At 66.8% G+C, this 21,216-nt stretch carries 26 protein-coding genes; 13 read left to right on the forward strand and 13 right to left on the reverse strand.

Annotated features, from left to right (window positions below; genetic code table 11):
• Positions 1 to 67 precede the first annotated feature (67 nt).
• The 4 genes from AMB_RS03765 to AMB_RS03785 all read left to right on the forward strand — a co-directional run bounded on the left by AMB_RS03765 (position 68) and on the right by AMB_RS03785 (position 2,834).
• Entirely contained in the window at positions 68 to 1,315 is a 1,248-nt protein-coding gene (locus AMB_RS03765) for a hypothetical protein (RefSeq protein ID WP_148207284.1), read from the forward strand.
• A 179-nt stretch (positions 1,316 to 1,494) separates the two neighbouring features.
• Entirely contained in the window at positions 1,495 to 1,689 is a 195-nt protein-coding gene (locus AMB_RS03770; RefSeq protein WP_231848961.1) for a hypothetical protein, read from the forward strand.
• A 163-nt stretch (positions 1,690 to 1,852) separates the two neighbouring features.
• Positions 1,853 to 2,038, forward strand: a complete 186-nt coding sequence (locus AMB_RS03775; protein ID WP_011383178.1) for a hypothetical protein — start codon at positions 1,853 to 1,855, stop codon at positions 2,036 to 2,038.
• A 391-nt stretch (positions 2,039 to 2,429) separates the two neighbouring features.
• Entirely contained in the window at positions 2,430 to 2,834 is a 405-nt protein-coding gene (locus AMB_RS03785) for a bacteriohemerythrin (protein ID WP_043743354.1), read from the forward strand.
• Here AMB_RS03785 and AMB_RS03790 read toward each other — a convergent pair whose 3' ends face one another.
• Positions 2,835 to 4,646, reverse strand: coding sequence for an aminopeptidase P family protein (locus tag AMB_RS03790; RefSeq protein WP_011383181.1), 1,812 nt, complete (start codon positions 4,644 to 4,646; stop codon positions 2,835 to 2,837).
• 311 nt (positions 4,647 to 4,957) lie between these two features.
• Between AMB_RS03790 and AMB_RS03795 the strand changes: the two genes are divergently transcribed.
• Complete coding sequence (locus AMB_RS03795; protein WP_231848962.1) at positions 4,958 to 5,749, forward strand: hypothetical protein; 792 nt, start codon at positions 4,958 to 4,960, stop codon at positions 5,747 to 5,749.
• A 70-nt stretch (positions 5,750 to 5,819) separates the two neighbouring features.
• On the opposite strand, the gene cyoE is transcribed toward AMB_RS03795, so the two are convergent.
• From cyoE to AMB_RS03810, 3 genes are read right to left on the reverse strand one after another with little or no spacing between them, the layout of a single operon-like run.
• Positions 5,820 to 6,671 carry a heme o synthase gene (gene cyoE, locus AMB_RS03800; protein WP_043743357.1) on the reverse strand — a complete coding sequence of 284 codons (852 nt, stop codon included), beginning with the start codon at positions 6,669 to 6,671 and terminating at the stop codon, positions 5,820 to 5,822.
• 32 nt (positions 6,672 to 6,703) lie between these two features.
• Complete coding sequence (locus tag AMB_RS03805) at positions 6,704 to 7,126, reverse strand: DUF420 domain-containing protein (RefSeq protein ID WP_011383184.1); 423 nt, start codon at positions 7,124 to 7,126, stop codon at positions 6,704 to 6,706.
• Between the two features lie 7 nt (positions 7,127 to 7,133).
• Complete coding sequence (locus AMB_RS03810; protein ID WP_043743359.1) at positions 7,134 to 8,363, reverse strand: anion transporter; 1,230 nt, start codon at positions 8,361 to 8,363, stop codon at positions 7,134 to 7,136.
• A gap of 110 nt (positions 8,364 to 8,473) precedes the next feature.
• Between AMB_RS03810 and AMB_RS03815 the strand changes: the two genes are divergently transcribed.
• A complete protein-coding gene (locus AMB_RS03815; RefSeq protein WP_148207286.1) occupies positions 8,474 to 8,947 on the forward strand; it encodes a hypothetical protein in 474 nt (157 codons plus the stop codon).
• A 7-nt stretch (positions 8,948 to 8,954) separates the two neighbouring features.
• Here AMB_RS03815 and AMB_RS03820 read toward each other — a convergent pair whose 3' ends face one another.
• The 3 genes from AMB_RS03820 to AMB_RS23150 are packed head-to-tail and all read right to left on the reverse strand — an operon-like array spanning position 8,955 to position 10,527.
• Positions 8,955 to 9,716, reverse strand: a complete 762-nt coding sequence (locus AMB_RS03820; RefSeq protein WP_011383187.1) for an SDR family NAD(P)-dependent oxidoreductase — start codon at positions 9,714 to 9,716, stop codon at positions 8,955 to 8,957.
• On the reverse strand, positions 9,713 to 10,087 hold the full coding sequence (locus tag AMB_RS03825; RefSeq protein ID WP_011383188.1) for a HepT-like ribonuclease domain-containing protein: 375 nt from the start codon (positions 10,085 to 10,087) through the stop codon (positions 9,713 to 9,715). The genes AMB_RS03820 and AMB_RS03825 overlap by 4 nt, the downstream gene beginning before the upstream one ends.
• On the reverse strand, positions 10,084 to 10,527 hold the full coding sequence (locus AMB_RS23150; protein ID WP_148207287.1) for a nucleotidyltransferase family protein: 444 nt from the start codon (positions 10,525 to 10,527) through the stop codon (positions 10,084 to 10,086). The genes AMB_RS03825 and AMB_RS23150 overlap by 4 nt, the downstream gene beginning before the upstream one ends.
• 106 nt (positions 10,528 to 10,633) lie before the next feature.
• On the opposite strand from AMB_RS23150, the gene AMB_RS03835 reads away from it, so the two are divergent.
• Positions 10,634 to 11,533 (forward strand): YicC/YloC family endoribonuclease, encoded by a 900-nt coding sequence (locus tag AMB_RS03835; protein WP_011383190.1) that lies wholly within the window; start codon positions 10,634 to 10,636, stop codon positions 11,531 to 11,533.
• Positions 11,534 to 11,538: 5 nt separating this feature from the next.
• On the forward strand, positions 11,539 to 12,183 hold the full coding sequence (gene gmk / locus AMB_RS03840) for a guanylate kinase (RefSeq protein WP_011383191.1): 645 nt from the start codon (positions 11,539 to 11,541) through the stop codon (positions 12,181 to 12,183).
• A gap of 19 nt (positions 12,184 to 12,202) precedes the next feature.
• On the opposite strand, the gene AMB_RS03845 is transcribed toward gmk, so the two are convergent.
• The 5 genes from AMB_RS03845 to AMB_RS03865 all read right to left on the reverse strand — a co-directional run bounded on the left by AMB_RS03845 (position 12,203) and on the right by AMB_RS03865 (position 17,003).
• Positions 12,203 to 13,417, reverse strand: coding sequence for an MFS transporter (locus tag AMB_RS03845; protein ID WP_043743373.1), 1,215 nt, complete (start codon positions 13,415 to 13,417; stop codon positions 12,203 to 12,205).
• Positions 13,418 to 13,722: 305 nt separating this feature from the next.
• On the reverse strand, positions 13,723 to 14,412 hold the full coding sequence (locus AMB_RS03850; protein WP_011383193.1) for a cytochrome b/b6 domain-containing protein: 690 nt from the start codon (positions 14,410 to 14,412) through the stop codon (positions 13,723 to 13,725).
• A 66-nt stretch (positions 14,413 to 14,478) separates the two neighbouring features.
• The gene (locus AMB_RS03855) at positions 14,479 to 14,940 is read right to left on the reverse strand and encodes a c-type cytochrome (protein ID WP_011383194.1); all 462 of its coding nucleotides are present in this window, start codon (positions 14,938 to 14,940) and stop codon (positions 14,479 to 14,481) included.
• Positions 14,941 to 15,042: 102 nt separating this feature from the next.
• Entirely contained in the window at positions 15,043 to 16,014 is a 972-nt protein-coding gene (locus tag AMB_RS03860; RefSeq protein ID WP_011383195.1) for an NADPH:quinone oxidoreductase family protein, read from the reverse strand.
• 158 nt (positions 16,015 to 16,172) lie between these two features.
• Positions 16,173 to 17,003 carry a hypothetical protein gene (locus AMB_RS03865; RefSeq protein WP_043745956.1) on the reverse strand — a complete coding sequence of 277 codons (831 nt, stop codon included), beginning with the start codon at positions 17,001 to 17,003 and terminating at the stop codon, positions 16,173 to 16,175.
• Between the two features lie 118 nt (positions 17,004 to 17,121).
• On the opposite strand from AMB_RS03865, the gene AMB_RS03870 reads away from it, so the two are divergent.
• The gene (locus AMB_RS03870; RefSeq protein ID WP_043743374.1) at positions 17,122 to 17,364 is read left to right on the forward strand and encodes a hypothetical protein; all 243 of its coding nucleotides are present in this window, start codon (positions 17,122 to 17,124) and stop codon (positions 17,362 to 17,364) included.
• Positions 17,364 to 17,870 (forward strand): NUDIX hydrolase, encoded by a 507-nt coding sequence (locus AMB_RS03875; protein ID WP_043743375.1) that lies wholly within the window; start codon positions 17,364 to 17,366, stop codon positions 17,868 to 17,870. Before AMB_RS03870 ends, AMB_RS03875 begins: the two co-directional genes overlap by 1 nt.
• Here the strand turns inward: AMB_RS03875 and AMB_RS03880 are convergent.
• Positions 17,865 to 18,632 (reverse strand): tetratricopeptide repeat protein, encoded by a 768-nt coding sequence (locus AMB_RS03880; RefSeq protein WP_011383200.1) that lies wholly within the window; start codon positions 18,630 to 18,632, stop codon positions 17,865 to 17,867. The two genes, AMB_RS03875 and AMB_RS03880, sit on opposite strands and share 6 nt — an antisense overlap.
• 107 nt (positions 18,633 to 18,739) lie before the next feature.
• Here AMB_RS03880 and AMB_RS03885 point away from each other — a divergent pair, with 107 nt between their 5' ends.
• The 3 genes from AMB_RS03885 to AMB_RS03895 all read left to right on the forward strand — a co-directional run bounded on the left by AMB_RS03885 (position 18,740) and on the right by AMB_RS03895 (position 21,127).
• Positions 18,740 to 19,234: a pentapeptide repeat-containing protein gene (locus AMB_RS03885; RefSeq protein WP_011383201.1), complete on the forward strand. Its 495-nt coding sequence runs from the start codon at positions 18,740 to 18,742 to the stop codon at positions 19,232 to 19,234.
• A 13-nt stretch (positions 19,235 to 19,247) separates the two neighbouring features.
• On the forward strand, positions 19,248 to 20,306 hold the full coding sequence (locus tag AMB_RS03890; protein WP_011383202.1) for a GGDEF domain-containing protein: 1,059 nt from the start codon (positions 19,248 to 19,250) through the stop codon (positions 20,304 to 20,306).
• 92 nt (positions 20,307 to 20,398) lie between these two features.
• A complete protein-coding gene (locus AMB_RS03895) occupies positions 20,399 to 21,127 on the forward strand; it encodes a response regulator (protein ID WP_043745957.1) in 729 nt (242 codons plus the stop codon).
• The last annotated feature ends 89 nt before the right edge of the window (positions 21,128 to 21,216 follow it).

A 21,216-nucleotide genomic window follows, 5' to 3' on the forward strand; every position in this document is an offset into this window, starting at 1 on the left:
GTCTCGGCGTAACGCCGAAGCGCTCCGGGCGCGGGAGAGTTTGATGCTTGGGCGGGGGGCGAACCGAATGCGCGCCTGTTTCGGCTTGAGGCCGCCTTACGATTTTGCCAGGGCGATGCCGTTCCTGATCGCCTGCCTGGGACTAATGGTCATTTTGGTCCTGGGGGGCTTTCAGGCCTTCGGCGCCGGACTGAGCCCGACGGCGAATCGGGCGATTTTTCTCTATTACGTCGCCATGCTGCTCCTGGCGTCCATGGTTTCGGCGCGGTGGCGGGTGGCCTCTTGGCTCCTGCTGGCCCTGGCGATGACGGAATTGCTGCTGGCCCTGGCGACCCATGTGGGCCATGCCATGGGCCTGCCGATTCCGTCCCTTCTGCCGAACAGGGAGGCGTTCTTCGGGGACGGCCCTCGCTTCAAGTATCATCCGCTGCTGATGGCCGTGCCCAAGGAGGGCTTCGTCTCCACCCGTGGCGTGGACATCCGGCACAACCGTCATAATTTGCGCGGGGGAGAGATCACCCTGGGGGCGGGCCAGCGGCTGGTGAATGCCTATGGCGGCTCGACCACCTATGATGTGGCGGTTCCGCAAGGGGCCACCTGGCCGGAACGGCTTGGGGGCGAATTGGGGGATGACTGGGTCGTCGCCAATTTCGGCGTGCCGGGCTACAGCTCGGCGGAACATGTGGTTCAGACGGCGTTCTACGCCGACCGGTTGGGCACCATGCCGGTCTGTTCGCTGTACTACATGGGGTGGAACGATCTGCGAAATGCCCATCTCCCGGATCTGGATGCGGGCTATGCCGATTTCCATCTGCTGTCCCAGCCGGGAAATCTCCAGATTCGCGGCGGTGGCGGTGCCAGTCCGCTGTATCGGGTCCTGTCGGCGGCCTTGAGCGCGTCGTTCGATACCATCCCGTATCCGCCGGATTATCACCGCCTGGGGCCGGCCGATGGTCCTGACGTCCGGCTGGAGGACATCTTCCGAAAGAATATCCAGGCCATCCACGCGCTGAACGCGGCGCGCGGCGTCCGAAGCGTTTTTATCGGCCAGATGCTGAATCCGTTCCGTCATGACGCAGGCTTGGGGCCGGAATGGCTTCCCCGGGTGAGGGACCAGGATGTCTGGCCGCTGCAACAGCGGCTCAATCTGATCATGAAGCTGGAAGCCGAGCGGTTGGGGGCGGCATCCGTGGTCCTGGAGCCCGAGGCGTTCGAGGCGTCGGACTTTGTCGACAAGGGGCATTTCTCGGTGGAAGGCTCTCGGAAATTCGCCCGCCTGATCGCCCCAGAAGTCCGGAGACTCTGTCGCCGCTGAGCGTCCGTACCGGCCGATGTAACGTAGCGACATCATCTTTCGTCAATATTATCGTTCGATGACTGGGGGCTCCACCCGATTGTCATAGTTCCGATTTCGGATAAGTATAATCCCGGTGTTGAACGGGAATCTGGACGATGGGGTACCAGGATAACAGGCGTTGCGCCTTTGACAGGCTGATGAGCATGGCGGGGGATTCCCTGTCGGCCGAGCATGCCCTGTCCGTATTGCGCAATGCCGGCGCGTGCAACGCGCTGCTGTCGTGCCCGCGCCGGCTGGGCTGCTCGTGGATGGCCATGATCGTGGCGTCGCGGCTGTCCGAGGCGGCCATCGCCGCCGCCGAGCGCGACCGGGTGCTGGCCCTGTCCGCCTAGCGTTCGGGAGGGCGCATGATCGCCCCGTGAATCCCGCATGGAAGATGTGGTTGAGAATCGCTCTCGCCCCCCCTATCATCGCCGCATGACGAATCGTGACCTGCCCACGGCCTGTCAAAGCAAGTTTGCGGCGACCTCCAACTGCATCGAGTGTGGTGTTTGGGTGGATGCGTTGGTCATCCTCGGCGATATAGCCCATTGTCCCGAGGATGCCACCTGTTCCCATCACGACGCCTGTGCCCGCGAAGTCGCCCGGTGCGCGGGCAACCTGCACGAGGGGGCTCCGCTCCGCTCGCGTCTGCTGGATCGGCTGCGCCATCTGATGTCGCCGGTGACGGCCTTTCGCTAGGCACCGATATTCCTGAGATACCCTTATCACATGGAGGTGGACATGCCGGGAGAGGAGTTGTCCAGCCGTAGTGATGCCGCAGGGTGTTGTGCCTCCGGGCTGCCCTGTGCTGGCTGTCCGGAAGCGGTCGCATCGGTCAGTCGGGCATCCTTGGGCAACGGCCTCAGCCGCTCGGATCAGGATGGCTGTTGGGTGGTACGCATCGGCCATTCGGAAAAGCTGCGCAGCGACGATGCCTGCCTCGCCTGCTCGTTCTTTCGCAACCGGGCGCAATTGCTGGCCGGATGATGGCGCAGGGCGGATATCCTTATTTTGAGTGTGGCTTTTCCTTGAATCCGGGCGGCAAAGGCGTAAATTGCCGCCGTTTCGGCGAATTCGGGAAGGCTCTGCGATGATTCCTCGGCATGCGGTCATCCGGTGGGGCGAGCCCCTGCTGCTTGGTGTCGGCTTTGTGGATCACGATCATTGCGAGGCGGTGGAGATGATCAACCGCCTGGCGGCAGCCGCTCCGACCGAGCGTCTGGACTTGGCCCGCGCCTTCGCCCATCACTGTGTCGAGCACTTCGCCCGCGAGGAGGAGATGATGGTGAAGACCGGCTTCTTCGCCCTTGATCCGCACCGGGACGAACACATCCGCGTGGTCGCCCAGTTGGAAGAGGTGATCCGCGCGCTCGAGGCCGGCGATCCCTGCGACGATTACTTTACGGTCGAACTGCCGCAATGGTTCCTGGAACACCGGGCGACCATGGATTACGTCACCTCGGGCTTCGCCCTTGACCACGGCTGGGTGGAATAACTACAGCGTCGCGGTCGCCTGCTCCAGCCAGTCCCGCTCGGCGGCCTCGGTCAATTGCGGCACGATCGCGTCCCGGACCCGGGCGTGGTAGGCGTTCAGCCAGTCCCGCTCGTCCCGGTCCAGCAGATCCTCCGCCACCAGGGCCCGGTCGATGGGGACCAGGGTCAGGGTCTCGAATTCCAGAAGATCCCGCTCGGCGCCAGCCGGGGCGGGCCGGGGCTCCACCATCACCAGATTCTCGATGCGGATGCCGTAGGCCCCGGTCTTGTAGTAGCCGGGCTCGTTGGAGAGGATCATTCCGGGCTTGAGAGCCACGGAATTGCCCACCTTGGAGATGCGCTGAGGCCCTTCGTGCACCGACAGGAAGCTGCCGACGCCGTGGCCGGTGCCGTGGTCGTAATCCAGCCCGGCCGACCATAGCGGACGGCGGGCCAGGATATCCAGCTGGCTGCCGGTGGTGCCCATGGGAAAGACCGCCCGCGCCAGGGCGATGTGCCCCTTGAGCACCAGGGTGAAGCGCCGGCGCGCCTCGTCCGGGGGGGCATCTCCCACCAGGATGGTGCGGGTGATGTCGGTGGTGCCGTCCAGGTACTGGGCTCCGGAATCCACCAGATACAGCTCGCCGGCCGCCAGGGGACGATTGGTCTTGGCGGTGGAATGGTAGTGGACGATGGCGCCGTTGGCGCCGGCCCCGGAAATGGTGGGAAAGGACAGGCCGCGGAAATGCTCGCCGGTGCGGCGGAAGCCTTCCAGGGCGTCGGCCGCCTCCATTTCGCTGACCGTTCCGCTTCGCGTGGTGCGGTCCAGCCAGGCGAGGAACCGGACCATGGCGGCGCCGTCGCGCAGATGGGCGGCCCGGGTGCCCGCCATCTCGACGGCGTTCTTGCAGGCGCGGGGCAGGGCACAAGGGTCGGAACCGGGCTCCACCCGGGCGCCGGCGGCCCGCAGGGTCTCCCAGACCTGGAAGGGGGCGGAGGACGAGTCCAGCCTGACGCGCTTTCCGCCGCGTCCCAGCAGGCGCAGCGTCGCCTCGAACGCGGCCGGCTCGGCCACGCGGACGGCGTCGCCCCACGGGGCGGTGACAGTGTCGTCGATGCGGTCGGGCTGCACGAACAGATCCACCGAGGCGTCGGCGTAAATGACGGCAAAGCCCAGCGGCAGCGGCGTATAGGCCACGTCGTCGGCCCGGATATTCAACAGCCAGGCCAGGGATTCCGGGGCGCTCAGCACGGCGGCGTCCAGGCGCTCCCGCGCCAGTTCAGCGGCGATGTCGCCACGCTTGGCGGCGGCGGACCGGCCGGCAAAGCGCTCGGGATGGGCGGAGATGGGGGTGGCGGGGGCCGGTGGCCGCCCGGCCCATACCGCGTCCACGGGATTGTCGGGGCAGGGAACCAGGGTGGCTCCGGCCCGCTCGCAGGCGGCGGTCAGGCTCTGGACTTGATCGTGGGTATGCAGCCAGGGGTCGAACCCCAGCCTGTCGCCCTTGGACAGCACCTCGCCTGCCCAACGATGCGGCGGCTGCTCGACCAGATGCAGGGGCGTGAAAAGCTGGGTGTTCACCTCGGCCAGCACCTGCAGCGTATAGCGGCCATCCACGAAGATGGCGGCCTTGTCGCGCAGCACCACGGCCGATCCCGCCGAGCCGGTGAAGCCGGTCAGCCAGCCCAGGCGCTGGGCCGACGGCGGTACGTACTCGCCCTGATGCTGGTCGGCGCGAGGCACGACAAATCCCGTCAGATTGAGGCGGGCCAGTTCGGCACGCAGGTCGGCGAGGCGGTCGGTGGGGGAGGGGGCGGGCTGATGCGGGCTCATCCTGGGAATCTAGTTCAAATGGCCGGGGGCAGGTAGGGGGAATTGGCTTTGGGCGCGCGGAATGGTTAGGGTGCTGTCAGGTCCGGCTGTTGAATATGCATTGAGTTATATTGTTGCGTTGCAGCAACGGAGTTTAATCGGGCAAAGACCCTAGACCAAAGCTAGAGGCTGGCGCAGAGCTCTTTAAATAAATGGAAAACGTGACTATTCTCTATAGTAGATTTGAGCATGTGTTTGCTGTGTTCAAGCTCTCAAGGTGAGCCGATATGGGAGCGCAGGAAGCGGGGCCGTCCCTTCAGTCGGGCGGTGCCATGACCCATAGGGAGCTGGGGGGCAAGCGGTGCCGCAGCGTCGCGGCGGTCGCCATCATGGCTCTGACCGATATCCTCGACGAGGCCGCCGTGGACGGCTCGGTAACCATGGATGACGTCCGCCGCGTGGCCAAGGCGGTGCTGGCCGCCCGGGGGCCGCTGTCCGAGCATTACGCCCTGTGGGAAGATGGCTGTGATTCCAGCTTTTCCCTACGCCGGATCGAGCAGCAGCGCACCGATTTCATGGGCCGGATCATCGCCCGGCCGTTCTCCGATTGCTTCGACGACAAGAACAGCGGCATCGAGCGCAAGCATCTGCCGCAGTTCTTCGCGGCGGTGCGCATGATCATCGGCGAGGAGCCCTTCGACCTGCTGCGCACCCGCGCCAACAAGGCGGCCGAACGCCACCGCACCGAGGACGGCACGGTCGCTTGGGCCGAGTTCTATGCCGATGACGAGGTGCGCGCCGTGTTCGAGGAGGTCCTGGTCACCATGGCGCGCAGCTTCCGCCGCTTCGAGCCGCGCAAGGACTGGTTCCTGATCATCATGAATTCCAGCCCGTCGTCGGTGTCGACGGCGTCCAACGCCTTCATTCCCAAGCGCCCCGAGGACAAGGTGCTGCGCGAATTCAGTGAGGCCCACATGGTGCGGCTGTTCCAGGCCCTGTTCGCCTCGTGCCGGCCCGACACCTTCTCGCCCGAGCGCAAGGCGGCCTTCATGGAAAAGTGGGGCAGCGAGCCGGAAAAGGTGTTCGGATCGCTCTTCGTCAATCTGGCCGAAATGGCGCAGTAATCGGCGATGCCGCCAGGCCCAAGGGTTTCGAAGAAACCCACCCGGCGCCTGAGGGGCGGAAAGACTCCCCCTACCAGTGCTTGTCGGCGAAGACGGCGATGAACAGCAGCAGCAGATAGGGCATGGAGGCGGCGAAGTTCCACCCGGCCCAGCGGCGGCTGGTGTCCCTGACCAGTACCACGTTGAAGCCCAGCAGCACGGCGCCCGAAACCGCGGCCACGAAACCGTAGACATTGCCCAGCAGGCCCAGCCCCCAGGGCAGCAGCGAGGCCCCCACCAGGATCACGGTGTTGGCCAGGATGCACCAGGCGGTACGCTTGGCGCCCACCACCACCGGCAGCATGGGCACGCCCGCCTGGCGGTAGTCGTCGGCAAGCAGGATGGCCAGCGACCAGAAATGGCTGGGCGTCCACAGGAACAGCACCAGGGCCAGGACCATGGGCAGCAGCCATTGGGTCTGATCCACCGCCGCCGCTCCGGCCAGGACGGCGAAACTGCCGGCCGCGCCGCCGATGATGATATTTGTCCAATGGCGGCGCTTCAGCCAGACGGTGTAGATGGCCACATAGACGAAGCCGCCCAGGAACAGATGCAGCGCCACCACCCAATTGAAGGCGGCGTTGGCCAGGGCCATGCCGGCCACCATCAGCACCACCGCCAGGGCGAAGCCCAGGGCCGGGGTGCCGGCGCCGGTGGCCATGGGCCGGCGCGAGGTGCGGCGCATCAGCCGGTCGATGTCGCGGTCCCAGACATGGTTGAACACCGCCGAGGCGGCCGAGCCGAGTATCATGGCCAGGGTCAGCAGCAGCAGGGCCACCGGGTCGACCTTGGTCGCCACCGCGCCATAGCCGGTGATGGCCGTCAGCGCGATCATCAGGGCGATGCGCGGCTTCAAGAGCTCGATGTATTGCCTGAACGTCAAACCCGCCTCCGCGCCCGCGGTTGCTCCGCAGGTCAAATGTATATGTGATACAGCATAAGATACACGACGATGCCGGTAATGGATACGTAAAGCCACAGCGGCAAGGTCCAGCGGGCGATTTTCGGGTGCAGGTCGAACTGCCCCTTGAGGGCGCGGACCAGGGTCAGGGCGACCATGGGCGCCACCACCGCCGCCAGCAGCACATGGCTGATCAGTAGGGCGTAATAGATGGGGCGCACCACGCCCGTTCCCCGGAACACGAAGATGGGGGCGGCGAAGTGGTAGACCACGTAGAAGGCCAGGAACAGGGCTGATGCCCCCACCGCGCCCAGCATGGCCTTGCGGTGGCTGTCCTTGCGGCCCGCCCGGATATGAACGAAGCCCGTTATCAGGAAGGCCAGCGAGACCGCGTTGAGAAAGGCGGTGATATGGGGCAGGGTTCCGGCGGCGGTCATGTCGTCCTCACCACGTCATCCAGCCGCCCAGCCGCAGCCAGATTACGGCGATGGCCATGGTCAGCAGGGTCACGGGAATGCCGGCCCGGGCGAAGTCACCGAAGGACAGTCGGCACCCGGCTCCGGCGGCGCGTTCGGCCACGATGATATTGGCCATGCTGCCCACCAGCAGGAAATTCCCCGCCAGGGTCGACAGCAGGGCCAGACCGGTCAGCGCCCCGGGATCGGGGGTGGGCCACACCGCCAGGATCAGCATCACCGCCGGCACGTTGCCGATGGAGTTCGACGCGACCAGCGCCACCGGCAGCATGGCCTTCAGCGAGTCGGGGAAGAATCCGTGCTCGGCCAGCCAGTTGACCCAGTGACGCGCCATGTCGGTATCGGCGAAGGCGCCGGTGACCACGAACAGGCAGGCGAACAGCAGCAGCAGGTGCCAGTCCACCAGGCCGATCATCTCGCGTGAGCACATGCGGCGGCTGGCAAGCAGCAGGGCGGCGATGGCCATGGCGCCCACTTCGCGTGGCAGGGGGGCGGCGAACAGCAGGGCCAGGATAGCCAGGGCGATTCCGCCCTTGACCGCCTGCCAGCGATGGCCCTCGGCCGGCGGATGGGCCTCCACCGGTCCGGGAGTGGCGTCCAGCTCGCGCCGCCAGATCCAGGCGATGCAGTAATACACCACCACCAGGGACAGGGCGGCGGGGACGGCGCAGGCGGCCAGGAAGCTCCAGAAATCCAGCCCGCCCACCTGTCCGATCAGAATGTTCTGGGGATTGCCGATCAGGGTGGCGGCGCTGCCGGCATTGGCGGCGCCCACCAGCCCCAGCAGATAGGGACGCGGATCGAGGCCGCGCCGACGGATGCCCTCGGCGATGATCGGGGTCATGGCGAAGCAGACCACGTCATTGGCCAGCACCGCCGACAATCCGCCCGACACCGCCACCACCAGGGCCAACAGGCGCCGGGCCGAACCGGGCGATTCTGCCACCTTCTGCGCCACGGCGCCATAGACCCCGGCCAGCTGGAACTGGGCCGAGACGATCATCAGGGCGAACAGCAGCAGCAGGGTGGGCACGTCGATGGAGGTGCCCATGGCCTTGACGCCCACCTTGCCCGACACCAGCAGGACCACCACGGCCAGCAGGGCGATGCCGGTACGGTCGAGCCGCAGGCCTGGCACCGAGCCGAAGGCCATGCCGAGATAGGTGAGGAAGAAGACGGCGATGACGAAACTATCCATGCCTTCCCTTATGGCCTTTCGGCGGAGCCTCGGCAAGTCCCGCCGTGTTGTCTTCGCTATTGGTGCGGCGCCGGTGTATCTATCAATGTCGCAACATTGGGGGGCATGTGATGGTTGGATTCGGTTGGGTGCGCTTGAGCCGCATGGCGGCCATGGTCTTGGTGCTGGTCTTCGGCCTGGGGAGCGTCGTCATGGCGGAGACGGCGCCGCCGCCGTCCGACGGCCGGATCTACGAGTTTCCCCAGCCCAAGCCGGCCGACGCCGTCCTCATCAATTCCCGCAGCGGCAAGCCCATGGCAGTGACCTATTGGCTGCAGGCGCGGGTGGCCTCGCCTCAGGATCTGTCCACCATCCGGGCCATGTCCGACCAACTGAGCCGGCAATTCGCCCGGCTGGTGGGCAAGCATCACCTGGAGGATCTGCTTTCCGTGGAGCAGAAGCGGGCGCTGGCCGACAAGCTGGTGGTGGTCGCCAACAACGAGCTGGCGGCCTATGACCGCCGGGCCGGCGTGGCGGTGCCGTCCGACCGGGTCTATGTGGAGGCCCTGGTATTCAAGGAATTCAGCATGGAGGCGGTGAAGTAGGGGCCCCCTACTTCCTCGGCAATCCCGCCGCGATGCGGTCCATCAGCGCGCTGGGCAGGCACCCCGCCAGGCGGGCCATCAGGTGCATGGGCCAGGGAAAGGCGATGCGGCCCCGGTTGCGGGCCAGTCCGCGAACCATGATGCGGCTGGCCCGCTCCACGTCCATCAGGAACGGCATGCGGAACCGGTTCACCGCCGTCATGGGCGTCTCCACGAAGCCGGGGCAGATCACCGAGACGCCGATGCCGGCGGGGGCCAGCTCGGCGCGCAGGGATTCGCCCCAGACCCTGATTGCGGCCTTGGAGGCGCAATAGGCGGGCGCTCCGGCAAAGCCGCGAAAGCCCGCCAGGGAACTCATGATGCCGACCTGCCCCCGGCGGCGTTGCCGCAGCAGGGGAATGGCGGGCATCACCGTGTTGAACACGCCGTTCACATTGACGGCGAAGATGGCCCGGGTCTGGGCCTCCGTCTCGCCGCCGCCGCCGGTGCCCGCCGAGATGCCGGCATTGGCGATGACCAGATCCAGCGGCCGGATGGCGTCGGAATCCGTGACCCAGCGCGCCGTGGCGGCTGAATCGGTGACGTCCAACGGGGTGGCGTGGACAGCCGCTCCCAGCGCTTCGCACTGCTTCGCCGCCGCGTCGAGGCGGTTCCGGTCGCGGCCCGACAGGTGCAAGGTGACGCCGGGCGCCGCGCAGATCCGCGCCAGCCCGGCTCCCAGGCCCGACGAGGCGCCGGTGATCAGGACGGAGCTGAACGGCTTTGTCATCCGCCGTTGCCGTTCCCGTTGCCATTGCCGTTCCGCTCGTTGAGCAGGGCGCGCAGCGGCCCCAGCAGGGGCGGCAGGTCGTGGCGGGCGGTGTCGAAGATGATGGAGGGGTCGACGGAATGGTATTCGTGCACCAGAATGTTGCGCATCTCGGACATGCGGCTCCACGGGATGTCGGGATGGCGTTCCAGCACGTTGAAGGGCACGCGCTTGGCGGCCTCACCGATGATTTCCAGATTGCGGACCACGGCGTCCACCGTGCGGTCGTCGGCGACGAAACGGCGGTCGTCCATGCCCTCGGTATAGCGCCGGATGCGCTCGATGGCCTCGATCATGTCCTCGATGCGGACCCGCCAATCCTTGAAGGTCACCGTCTCCCGTCTCCCTCTCCGTAAACCAGCAGGCATTCTTCCAGGATGCGCTTTTTCAGGCGCGGCTTGATGTTGCCCGAGGTGATGAGGTCCACCGGGCGGCCGAGAAGCCCTTCCAGGGCGTGCTTCAGCTCCACATAGGCGAACAGGCCGCCGGGCTTGCCGGGAAAGAACTCGACCATCAGGTCGATGTCGCTGGTGGGCTTGGCCTCTTCCCGCACCACCGAGCCGAACAGGTACAGGTTCTTCACCCCGAAGCGTTCCATGATGTCGGCGCGCGACTGCAGGCGGCCGATCACCTCCTCGCGCAGGGCGGGGCTGCGGCGGCGCGAGATGCGTCCGGCATAGGCCTTGACCGCGTCGGCCTTGTCGGCCGGCACGCGCACCACGATCTCGATGACGTTGGGGCGGCCGCGTTCGGGCCGTCGTCTTTCCTTCATGACTCTCCAAGGATAGTCCCGCCTCGGGTCGGAGGGAAAGCACGGTTGTTGCCCAGGCCCGGCAAGGCTATAAAACCCTCCGGACATTTTGCAGGAGGTTCCCGCCTTGACCGTCGCCAGCATGACCGGCTACGCCCGCGCCGAGGGCCGCGATTCCCAGGGCTCCTGGGTGTGGGAGGGCAAAAGCGTCAACGGCCGGGGCCTGGAATTGCGGTGCAAATCGGCGCCGGGCTATGACGGGCTGGAGGTGGTGGCCCGCGAGGCGGCGGCCAGGCGCCTGAAGCGCGGCAACGTTCAATTGTCGCTCACCGTGCGGACCGAGACCGAGCAATCCCAGATTCGCGTCAACGAGGCGCTGCTGAGCCAGCTCGTCGCCATCTGCGACCAGTGGCAGTCCCGCGCCGGCTCGGTCCAGCCCGCCCGCATGGACGGCCTGCTGGCCATCAAGGGCGTGCTGGAGCCGGTGACCGAGGCCGAGGTCGGCGATGCCGATTCCCTGCGGGCCGCCCGCGACGAGGCCATGAAAGCCTCGCTGGAGGCCATGCTTGACCAGTTGGCCGCCATGCGCCGGGTGGAAGGCGCCCGCATCGCCGCCGTGCTGGCTGCGCAACTGGACGAGATCGCCACCCTGTCGGCCCGGGCGGGCAATTGCGCCGTGCTGCGCCCCGAGGCGGTGCGCGAGCGTCTTCGCGCCCAGGTGGCCCTGGTGCTGGAGGCGGCGCCCACCCTGGCCGAGGATCGCATCGCTCAGGAAGTGGCGCTGATCGCCGTCAAGGCCGATGTGCGCGAGGAACTGGACCGTCTGGCCGCCCATGTGGCCGCCGCCCGCGACCTGCTGGCCCAGGGCGGCGCCGTCGGGCGCAAGCTGGACTTCCTGGCCCAGGAGTTCAACCGCGAGGCCAATACCCTGTGCTCCAAATCGTCGGACGTGGAACTGACCCGCGTCGGGCTCGACCTCAAGGCCGTCATCGACCAGTTCAAAGAGCAGGTCCAGAACATCGAGTAGGAACCATGACCGATACCCTTCCCACCGTCAGCCGCCGTGGCCTCATGCTGGTGATGTCGTCGCCGTCGGGCGCCGGCAAGACCACCATCTCCCGCGCCCTGCTGGAACGCGATCCCGCCATCGGCATGTCGGTGTCGGCCACCACCCGGGCGCCGCGCCCCGGCGAGGTGGACGGCAAGGACTACCACTTCGTCACGGTGGAGAAGTTCCACGAGATGGTGGAAAAGCGCGAGTTCCTGGAACACGCCCGGGTCTTCGACAATTTCTACGGCACGCCGCGCGGACCGGTGGACGAGATCCTGCGCTCGGGCCGTGACGTGCTGTTCGACATCGACTGGCAGGGCACCCAGCAGATGGCCCAGAACGCCCGGGCCGATCTGGTCTCGGTCTTCGTGCTGCCGCCCTCGGTGGAGGAACTGGAGCGCCGCCTCAGGGGCCGCGCCCAGGATTCCGACGAGGTGGTGAGAAAGCGCATGGCCAAGGCCGGCGACGAGATGAGCCACTGGCCGGAATACGACTACATCGTGGTCAATATCGATCTCGACAAGTCCATCGCCGCCGTCCAGGCCATCCTGGCCGCCGAGCGCCTGAAGCGCGAGCGTCAGGTGGGCCTGCCCGATTTCGTCACCCAGCTGCGCGGCGGGGAATAGCCCGAATTCCGAGCGCTTGTCAGGCCGCCGCGCGTGCCAGGGTCTGGTCGCGGATGGGCAGGTGCACCAGGGCGGCGAAGAGGCCCAGAACGGCGGTGCCGGCCCACATGACGTCGTAGGACAAGGTGGCGTCGTAGATCAGGCCGCCCAGCCACGAGCCCAGGAAGCTGCCCAGCTGGTGGGTGAAGAACACCAGCCCGAACAGCATGCCCAGGTACCTGGGGCCGAACACGCTGGCGATCAAAGTCGAGGTGGGCGGCACGGTGGACAGCCACAACAGGCCGATGCTGGCGGCGAAGGCCAGCAGGGTCCACTCGTTCTTGGGTCCCATGACGAAGGCGAAGGTGACCACGGCGCGGCCCAGATAGATGGCCGACAGCACGTATTTGGGCCGGTACTTCTGGGACAGCTGGCCCATCAGCCAGGTTCCGATCACGTTGAAGCCACCGATGACCAGCAGGGCCGTGGCGCCGGCCCCCTTGCTCATGCCGCACAGGGCCAGGTAGCCGGGCAAATGCACGCCGATGAAGGTGACCTGGAAGCCGCAGACGAAGAACCCGGCGGCCAGCAGGCGGTAGCCGGGATGGCCCCAGGCCTCGCGCAGGGCCTGGCCGATGCTTTGGTGCGCCAGGGTCGAGGCTGCGGGCCGCGACGCCTTCTCCCCCTTGGCCAGGACCAGGGCCAGGGGAATGGAGGCCAGGGAAAAGGCCGACAGAATCCACACGGCCTGGGTGGGGCCGAAGGCTCCGATCAGCCACTGGGCCAGGGGGATCATGGCCATCATGCCCAGCGACCCCAGGGCCGAGCCCATGCCCATGGCGGAACTACGGTGCTCGGGGCTCACCGCCCGGCCCACGGGGCCGAGGACCACGGCAAAGCTGGTGGCGGCCAGGCCGAAGCCGGACACCACCCCCAGGCCGATCGTGGTCAGCGCAACCCCGCCCGCTCCGACCATCATCATGCCCAGTCCGAAGGTCAGCGCCCCGAAGGCGGCGACCTTGGCCGCGCCATAACGGTCGGCGGCGGCGCCGGTGAACGGCTGGAAGAAGCCCCACATCAGGTTGTGGATGGCCACCGCCAGGGAAAAGGTGGCCAGCGGCCACTGGCGTTCCAGCGACAGCGGCCCGATCAGCAGTCCCTGGGCCTGCCGGGCGCCCATGGAGACGCTCATCATCATCGCACCACCGATGAAGACGAGCACGATGGCGGGCGACAGCCAGGCGGGACGCGACATGATCCGTTCAACCTTTGATCGGTGGCGATGTTCCGACACTACGGCGTGTCGGTCGGGCGGCGCAAACGAGATTTGCTCAGGCGGGGAGTTAGGAAATCTAACGGGCTGGGGAAAAACTCCACTTCGGGGGCTTTTGCCCCCGATCTCCCAACCGGGAAGCACGGCTTCCCGGACCCTTCAGCTTTTTAATCCATTGAAATAAAGAAAAACTGGCGGTTCGGAGGCTGTGCCTCCGAACGGGTCTGGGCGGTAGCCCTGCCGCGAAGCGGGGCTTTTTCCACCAGCCCGCCAATGCCGTCCCGGGCTCAGAAATCGGGCGTCGCCGCGGCGGGGGGCGGCGGGGGAGGCGGCGGCATCCATCCGCCGCCGGCGCCGAAGACCGCCAGGGCGGCCAGGACCAGGGCCACGGCCAGGGCCGCAACGCCGCCGCCGCTGGCCGACCGGCCCGGCCCGTCCTTCCGTCCGGTCAGCATGGGGCCGATCAGGTTCTGCTTGCGCACCAGGGCATAGAAAACCATGGCCCCCACATGCACGGCCACCAGCAGGTAGATGAGCTTGGACGCCAGATGATGCACGGCGGTGAGGCCGTTGCTCAGGGACTTGCCGGCCAGATCGTAGAGCGGGCCGCGAAAGGCGATGTCGTCATTGGCGAACAGCCCGGTGGCGGCCTGCAGCGACAGGATGCCCAGCAATCCGAACACCGCCAGGGCGCCCAGCGGGTTGTGGCCTTCGCCATGCCACTCGCCGCGCAGATAGGCCCGGACGGCCCCCGGCGTGGGGACGAACTGGGCAAAGCGGGCATAGGTCGATCCGACCAGACCCCAGGCCAGGCGGAACACCAGCAGGCCGATGATGGTCAGGCCGATACGGCCGTGCCAGGCCATCAGGCCGCCGCCCAACTGGCCGCTGACCGAGGCGGCGGCGACGGCCAGCACCAGGGACCAGTGGAACAGGCGGGTGGGCAGGTCCCACAGGCGGAATTTCTGCTGGCTCATGGCGTGCCTCGGGCGGCGGAAGCGGAACAGGCGCCCGAAGGCGCCTGTGTTGGGACCAGACCCAGCCTACTGCTTGATCTTGAATTCGTCGTGGCAGCCCTTGCAGGTGGCGGCCAGCTTGCCGAACTGCTCCTTGGTGGCGGCGGCATCGCCGGCGGCGGCGACCTTGGCCATCTCGTTGGCTTCCTTGCCGAAGGCGGTGGCCACCTTGCCCAGGGTCTCCTTGTTGGTCCAGAGCTCGGGCTTGACGCGGGTCTTCTCCCAGCCGGTGCCGGTATCGGTGCCCGGCAGGTAAAGGGCGCCCATGCCCGAATTGGCGACGGCCTGGATGGCGTTGGCGGCCTTGATGACCTCGTCCTTGTTATAGGCGGCGCCTTCGACGTTCATCTTGATGCGGGTCATGTTCCAGGCCATGAAAGCATAGCCGGACTGGCGCCACTTGATGGCGTCCTCGGGCTTGACCTGGGCGGTGGCGGTGCCCGCCAGGGCGACGAGGGCGGCGGCGGTGATCAGAAGCTTGAACTTCATGGCGAGGTCTCCGAAGGGCTTTGGGGAAAGAGAACTTGCAGTCAGGCTATCTAATATACCCCCTCGCGTAAATTACGCATCGGGTAACAGATTGTTTCGTCCTCATCGACAAATGAGGACGATTTTCCCCGTGGCGGCGCGGCCCTTCAGCAATCCGATGGCCTCTACCGCCTGGGACAGGTCCATGACCTTGGAGACATGGGGCGACAGCTTGCCCGCCGCCCACCAGTCCAGGCATTCGCCCAGGGAATCGCGGACCATTTGCGGCGCAATCTTGCGGTAGGCGCCCCAGTAATAGCCGATCACCGTGACGTTCTTGACCAGCAGGATGTTGGCGGGGATCTGCTGCACCGTGCCGCCGGCAAAGCCGATGATCAGAATGCGGCCGTCGGCGGCGATGGAGCGCAAGGACGCGTCGAACACCTGTCCGCCCACCGGATCGTAGACCACGTCGGCGCCCCGGCCGTCGGTCAGGGCCTTGACCCGCTCGCGGATATCCTCGGCCTTGTAGTCGATGCCGAAATGGGCGCCGTGCTCCAGCGCCACCTTGACCTTGTCCGGCCCACCGGCGGTGCCGATGACGGTGGCGCCCAGCGCCCGGCCCACCTCGACGGCGGTCAGGCCGACGCCCCCGGCCGCGCCGTGCACCACCAGGGTCTCGCCGGATTTAAGCCCCGCCTTGCCCTTGAGGCCCAGATGCGAGGTGCCGTAGGCCACGGGAAAACCGGCGGCGGTGACGAAATCGAGGCCGTCGGGCAGCACATAGACGTCGGTCTGATCGCACACCGCTTCCTCGGCGAAGGCGCCGCCGGTCACTGTGGCCATCACCCGGTCGCCGGGCTTGGCCGTGGTGACGCCGTCGGCCACCTCGGTGACCACGCCGGCCAGTTCCATGCCCGGCACGAAGGGCGGCTCCATCTTTTCCTGGTACTTGCCGCCGGTGATCAGCGAGTCGGCGAAGTTGACGCCGGCCGCATGCACGGCGATGCGCACGCCGCCCGGGATCATGGCGGGGGCGGGAAAGTCGGTGACGACCAGATCCTGGCCGAAAGCGGGGCAGACGACGGCTTTCATGAGATTTTCCCGGAATGGCGGGTTGCAGAAGTGTCTGTCATCCCGACGACCAACGGGAGGAGGGATCTCCGTCTGGAACGGCGTGTCCCAACCGGCACCGTATCTTCGGGCGGAGATCCTTCGCGTTGCTCAGGATGACGGGAAAGGGCATGGAAATATCAGGCGGTGGCGCGGCGGGGGACGCTTTTCTGGGCGGCCCAGGCCCGCTTCAAGGTGGTGAACAGGACGATCTCGGTGATCTGGTCCCGGGTCATGCCGCACGACAGCTCGCCCTGGGCGAACTGGACCAGCTCCAGGGGGGCGGCGTTGGAGGACAGCAGGTTGGTCAGCAATTCCTTGCGCACCAGCGGCGGATACTTCATCACCTCGCGCACCAGCGAGACCTTGACCATCAGCGGGATGTTGGGGCTGGTGAACAGCCGGTCGACGCACAGGGCGTAGATGCCGAAATCCAGCTTGCCCGCCACGCTGCGGGTAAAGTCCAGGAACTCGTCCAGGAAGGACGGCTCGGAGATCTTCTTGTCGATCAGCAGCTTGATCACGTCGAGAAAGGCGCGGTAGCGGGTGCGCGCCGGTCCCACATTGCCGCCCAGTTCGGCGGCCAGCTCGCGGATGCGGGCCTCGCGGAAGCCGGCGGTGATCATGGCCTCGGCCGAGCCGCGCACCCCGGAATCGAAGGCGGTCTCCTCGATCAGCTGAAACAGCTGCTCGTATTTGGGCCGATGGCGGGCCGAGACCTTGGAGGCGGCCACCGACAGCGGCAGCATGGCGGCCAGCGCCACCTGGGAATCGCGGGCCACGATGGCGGCCATGGACAGGGCCGCCACATCGCCCACGGTGCCGTTCAGCAGATCGTCGGTGATGACCAGCCGCTCGCCCGGCGCCAGGCTGAGATTGGTGTTGAGCGCCCCGCATTCCATGAAATGCGTCGCCAGATCGGACGGTCTGGCGGCAAGGGGATTGGCAACGGGGGCGTATGTAGTAGCCATGGTTGCATTCAGCCACAATACCCGCCGGGGGGCAAGAGTCTCGGGTCTTCACCGTCTTTTCCTGGGCGCCGCGAAGTGCTAGGATGCCCGATCTGGTCTGCGTGGAATTGTTGAAACCATGGTTGAGTCCACTCGCGGCTTCGGCTCGTCGGCATTGAACAACGCGGTCTCCGGGATCCGCGACGCGTTCGGCCGCGACCAGCGCGCCTCGGTCGGGGCCGGCGGCGGCGAGGCGGTGACCGCCATCCAGGGCGCCACGCCCAACGGCCCGCGCGGCCGGCGCATGCTGTCGCCCAGCACCTCGGTGGACAGCCTGGACCGCAGTGCGCCGCGGGGCACTTATCTCGACATCCTGGCCTGATGAAGCCTTCCGGCCCCGTTCTGCGCACCATTCCCGAAGGGGATGACCGCGAGCGGCTGGTCTGCGGCGATTGCGGCTTCGTCCATTACGAAAACCCCAAGATCATCGTCGGCGCCGTCTGTACCTGGGGGGATCGCTACCTGATGGTCAAGCGCGCCATCGAGCCGCGCCAGGGCACCTGGACCATGCCCATCGGCTATATGGAGCTGGGCGAGACCACCGATCAGGGCGCCCTGCGCGAAGTGTGGGAGGAAGCCCGCGCCGTGGCCGAGGTGGACGGCCTGCTGGCGGTATTCTCCTTCCCCCAGATCAGTCAGGTCCACATGATCTACCGCGCCCGCATGACCAGCCCGGATTTCGCCGCCGGGCCGGAAAGCCTGGAGGCGGGGCTGTTCACCTGGGACGATATCCCCTGGGATCATCTGGCCTATCCCAATGTCCGCATGGCGCTGGACTACGAGCGCCGGGTCAAGGGCCAGAGCGCCTTTCCCCCCATCGGCTTATAGGGTCTTCGACTCCTGCTCCGCCTCGTCATGGCTAGCCACGTCGCCCGCCCGGGCGAACATCTTCGCCGCGGCGTGCATGGCCTTGCGGGCTTCGTCCCGCCGCCCCTCGGCGGCCAGGATGCGGGCCATCAGGCGCGACGCCTTGGCCTCGCCCAGCAGATTGCCGGCCTCGCGCATCAGGCCCAGGGCCTCCTCGCACTGGGGCCGGGCCTGGTCGGGATGGCCCAGCGCCAGCTGAATCGCCGCCATGGCCTTGAGGGTTCCCGCCTCGCCCAGGGTGTCCGACGAGCGGCGATAGCAGGCCAGGGCCTCGCGGTAACGGTCCAGCGCCTTGTCCTGGGCGCCGCCGTCGCGGTCCAGGTGGCCCAAGGCGCGGTGGACATGGCCCAGGCCCGAGGACTCGCCGGCCGAGTCATAGACCTCCAGCGCCGACTGATAGAGGGCGCGAGCCTGGGTCTCGTCGCCCTCGCGCTGGGCCAGATGGGCGAGGCGCACCAGGACGGCGCCCTGCTCGCGCTGGTCGCCGCCGCGGGCATAGAGCTGGCGGGCCTCCACATAGGCCTGGCGGGCGCCGTTGCCGTGGCCGGTCTCGGCCTCGATGTCGCCCATGCGGGTCAGGGCATCGGCCTCGCCGCGCACGTCGCCGGTCTCGTGATAGAGCAGGCGGGCCCGCAGGCAGCACTCGCGGGCCCGCTGCTTCTCGCCGGAAAGCCACAGCGTCTCCGCTTCATCGAGAACATGGTCGGCTTCGCTCCGGGTCATGGCGGCCCCCCCCTTTTTCCGAATTGTGACGCGTTCAGCGTAAACTTCTATCCGAGCGCTACCAAATATTCCTTTTATGTGGGCATCAGGGGGAATAAAAATCGTCTATGAGGTTGGTTCTGATCCTTGCCGTGTTCGCCCTGATCCGCCCTGTGGAGGCGCTTGCCGCCGACTGCACCCAGCCGGCGGCCCCGGGGGTGGATTGGCAGCGCTGCTACATGGATGGCCGGGACTTTTCCCGGCACGACCTGAGCGGGGCGCGGCTGCGCGAGACCAGTTTTCAGCGCGCCAGGCTGGACGGGACGGTTCTGGCCAAGGTGGACGGTTATCGGGTGCGGTTTATCAGCGCCGCTCTGGTCGGCGCCCGCCTCGACGACGGGGTCTTCAGCGAGGCCGATTTCACCAAGGCCGACCTGGGGGGCGCTTCGCTGGCGCGGGCCGATCTCCGCCGGGCGCGGTTCTATCACGCCTCGCTGCGCGGGGCCGATCTGACGGGGGCCAGGACCCTGGGGGCGGAATTGCTGAACGCCGATTTGTCCGGCGCCCGGTGGACGGACGGCAAGACCATTTGCGCCGAGGGCTCCCTCGGCCAGTGCAATTGAGGTTCAGGTAACGATGAAGAGTCCGGATACCCTTGATGTCGCCGCCCATTGCGCCCGGGCGGCGCTGGCCATGATGGAGCGGCACAAGGTGCCGCCCCATCCCGAGAATTACGCCATCTGGTACGCCTATGTGGCCGGGCGCAATCCGGACCTGACCGCCGCCATCGACGCCATCTTGCAATCGGGCAAGAAGTTCACAGCCAAGGTCAATGACGAACTCTACGAGCGCTTTGCCGTCTTCCCCCAGGACACTGCCGAACTGCGCGAAGTGGGCCAGCGGGTCGAGGAGGCGGTGGGGCGCGTGCTGGAATACCTGAGCAACGCCAACCAGGGCACCAGCAATTACGGCGCAGCCCTGGAGGATTTCAGCGGCAAGCTGGCCGACGGGCCGTCCGCCGCCGGGTTGTCCGAACTGATCTCGGGCATCCTGGCCGAGACCAAGGTGATGGCCGATCTGAACCGGCAACTGGAACAGCGCCTGGAAAACTCGTCCAACGAGGTGGCGCGGCTGCGCAACCACCTGGACGACCTGAAGCGCGAGGCCTCCACCGACGCCCTGACCCAGTTGGCCAACCGCAAGCTGTTCGATCACTCGCTCAATCTGGCGGTGCTCGACGCCAGGGCGGCGGATGCGCCGCTGTCGCTGCTGATGATCGACATCGATCACTTCAAGCAGTTCAACGACACCTACGGCCACCAGCTGGGCGATCAGGTGCTGAAGCTGGTGGCGCGCTCGCTCTCCGAGGTGGCCCAGGCCAAGGATACCGCCGCCCGCTATGGTGGCGAGGAATTCGCGGTGATCCTGCCCGCCACGCCCCTGGAGAAGTCCATGGAGGTGGCGGAAACCATCCGCAATCAGGTCTCCACCAAGCGGCTGACCAACCGTCGCACTGGTCAGGTCCTGGGCCAGGTGACCCTGTCCATCGGCGCCGCCCTGCTTCGGGAGGCCGAGGCCCCCGATTCCCTGGTCCACCGCGCCGACGAGGCCATGTATCTCGCCAAGCGCGACGGCCGCAACCGGGTGAAGAGCGAGATCGACCTGGAAAAGCCAACGGGCGAAGCGGCGAAATAGATGCACCGCTGGACCCGCCATGCTCCCGCCTGTATTACTGCTGGGGCGCGCGGCCGGGTGGGGACGCGGCCAACGCAGGTGTATTGCCCAAGATGATTCTCGAACGTCGCGTCATCGTCTTTCCCCGGGCTGATTTCCTCGACGCCATCCGGCGCTATGGCGAGCGGATCGGCAAGATGCTGCCGGACACCGCCCCGGATCTGCTCAGTTTCGATCCCGCCCAGGATATCGCTCTCACCATCCGCTTCCCGGCGGTGTTCGCCGGCGGCTCGGCCAAGGACTTCATCTTTTCCCGCGATGATGTGGGGCAGGCGCTGACCCTTTACTGCCGCGAGCGCAAGGTGCCGCTGCCCAAGAATTCCGCCAAGCAGATCGAGAAGTTCAAGGACGGCGCGGCGCTGACCATGCAGATCGGCGGCGCCGGCCTGCACATCATGGTCATCGACGACCAGGAAGTGATGCGCAACATCATCAAGAAGCTGCTGGGCAAGGCCAATCCCGCCCAGATCTCCGAGGCCAATGACGGCCTGACGGCGCTGGAGATGCTGCGCTCGGGCGACGTGGACCCCGACGTCATCATCTGCGACCTGCACATGGAGCACATGGACGGCATCGAGTTCCTGCGCACCCTCCGGAACGAGAAGGGCAATCTCAACAGCCGCAAGCCGGTGCTGATCCTGACCGGCGACAAATCCGAGCAGGCGCACGAGATCACCCGTCAGGTGGGCGCCTCCAAGGTGCTGACCAAGCCCATCGGCGCCGACGACCTGATCCGCCAGATCAATCTGGTGCGCGGTCATTTCGAGGCCGGTCGGCCTTAGAGCGGCCATTGAGGCCGCGGCCAAGCAAGCCAAAGGCTTGCGCCCGGCGAGGGACTGACAGAAACTGAGATCATCTTGCGCCATATCAG

The sequence above is a fragment of the Paramagnetospirillum magneticum AMB-1 genome, assembly GCF_000009985.1.
GTDB lineage: Bacteria > Pseudomonadota > Alphaproteobacteria > Rhodospirillales > Magnetospirillaceae > Phaeospirillum > Phaeospirillum magneticum.

Excerpts from the sequence above, each read along its gene's own strand:
- AMB_RS03765 (WP_148207284.1), top strand. The coding sequence starts at position 68 with ATGCGCGCCTGTTTCGGCTTGAGGCCGCCTTACGATTTTGCCAGGGCG.
- AMB_RS03770 (WP_231848961.1), top strand. The coding sequence starts at position 1,495 with ATGAGCATGGCGGGGGATTCCCTGTCGGCCGAGCATGCCCTGTCCGTA.
- AMB_RS03785 (WP_043743354.1), top strand. The coding sequence starts at position 2,430 with ATGATTCCTCGGCATGCGGTCATCCGGTGGGGCGAGCCCCTGCTGCTT.
- AMB_RS03790 (WP_011383181.1), bottom strand. The coding sequence starts at position 4,646 with ATGAGCCCGCATCAGCCCGCCCCCTCCCCCACCGACCGCCTCGCCGAC.
- AMB_RS03795 (WP_231848962.1), top strand. The coding sequence starts at position 4,958 with ATGACCCATAGGGAGCTGGGGGGCAAGCGGTGCCGCAGCGTCGCGGCG.
- AMB_RS03805 (WP_011383184.1), bottom strand. The coding sequence starts at position 7,126 with ATGACCGCCGCCGGAACCCTGCCCCATATCACCGCCTTTCTCAACGCG.
- AMB_RS03810 (WP_043743359.1), bottom strand. The coding sequence starts at position 8,363 with ATGGATAGTTTCGTCATCGCCGTCTTCTTCCTCACCTATCTCGGCATG.
- AMB_RS03815 (WP_148207286.1), top strand. The coding sequence starts at position 8,474 with ATGGTTGGATTCGGTTGGGTGCGCTTGAGCCGCATGGCGGCCATGGTC.
- AMB_RS03820 (WP_011383187.1), bottom strand. The coding sequence starts at position 9,716 with ATGACAAAGCCGTTCAGCTCCGTCCTGATCACCGGCGCCTCGTCGGGC.
- AMB_RS23150 (WP_148207287.1), bottom strand. The coding sequence starts at position 10,527 with ATGAAGGAAAGACGACGGCCCGAACGCGGCCGCCCCAACGTCATCGAG.
- gmk (WP_011383191.1), top strand. The coding sequence starts at position 11,539 with ATGACCGATACCCTTCCCACCGTCAGCCGCCGTGGCCTCATGCTGGTG.
- AMB_RS03845 (WP_043743373.1), bottom strand. The coding sequence starts at position 13,417 with ATGTCGCGTCCCGCCTGGCTGTCGCCCGCCATCGTGCTCGTCTTCATC.
- AMB_RS03850 (WP_011383193.1), bottom strand. The coding sequence starts at position 14,412 with ATGAGCCAGCAGAAATTCCGCCTGTGGGACCTGCCCACCCGCCTGTTC.
- AMB_RS03855 (WP_011383194.1), bottom strand. The coding sequence starts at position 14,940 with ATGAAGTTCAAGCTTCTGATCACCGCCGCCGCCCTCGTCGCCCTGGCG.
- AMB_RS03860 (WP_011383195.1), bottom strand. The coding sequence starts at position 16,014 with ATGAAAGCCGTCGTCTGCCCCGCTTTCGGCCAGGATCTGGTCGTCACC.
- AMB_RS03865 (WP_043745956.1), bottom strand. The coding sequence starts at position 17,003 with ATGGCTACTACATACGCCCCCGTTGCCAATCCCCTTGCCGCCAGACCG.
- AMB_RS03870 (WP_043743374.1), top strand. The coding sequence starts at position 17,122 with ATGGTTGAGTCCACTCGCGGCTTCGGCTCGTCGGCATTGAACAACGCG.
- AMB_RS03875 (WP_043743375.1), top strand. The coding sequence starts at position 17,364 with ATGAAGCCTTCCGGCCCCGTTCTGCGCACCATTCCCGAAGGGGATGAC.
- AMB_RS03880 (WP_011383200.1), bottom strand. The coding sequence starts at position 18,632 with ATGACCCGGAGCGAAGCCGACCATGTTCTCGATGAAGCGGAGACGCTG.
- AMB_RS03885 (WP_011383201.1), top strand. The coding sequence starts at position 18,740 with ATGAGGTTGGTTCTGATCCTTGCCGTGTTCGCCCTGATCCGCCCTGTG.
- AMB_RS03890 (WP_011383202.1), top strand. The coding sequence starts at position 19,248 with ATGAAGAGTCCGGATACCCTTGATGTCGCCGCCCATTGCGCCCGGGCG.
- AMB_RS03895 (WP_043745957.1), top strand. The coding sequence starts at position 20,399 with ATGATTCTCGAACGTCGCGTCATCGTCTTTCCCCGGGCTGATTTCCTC.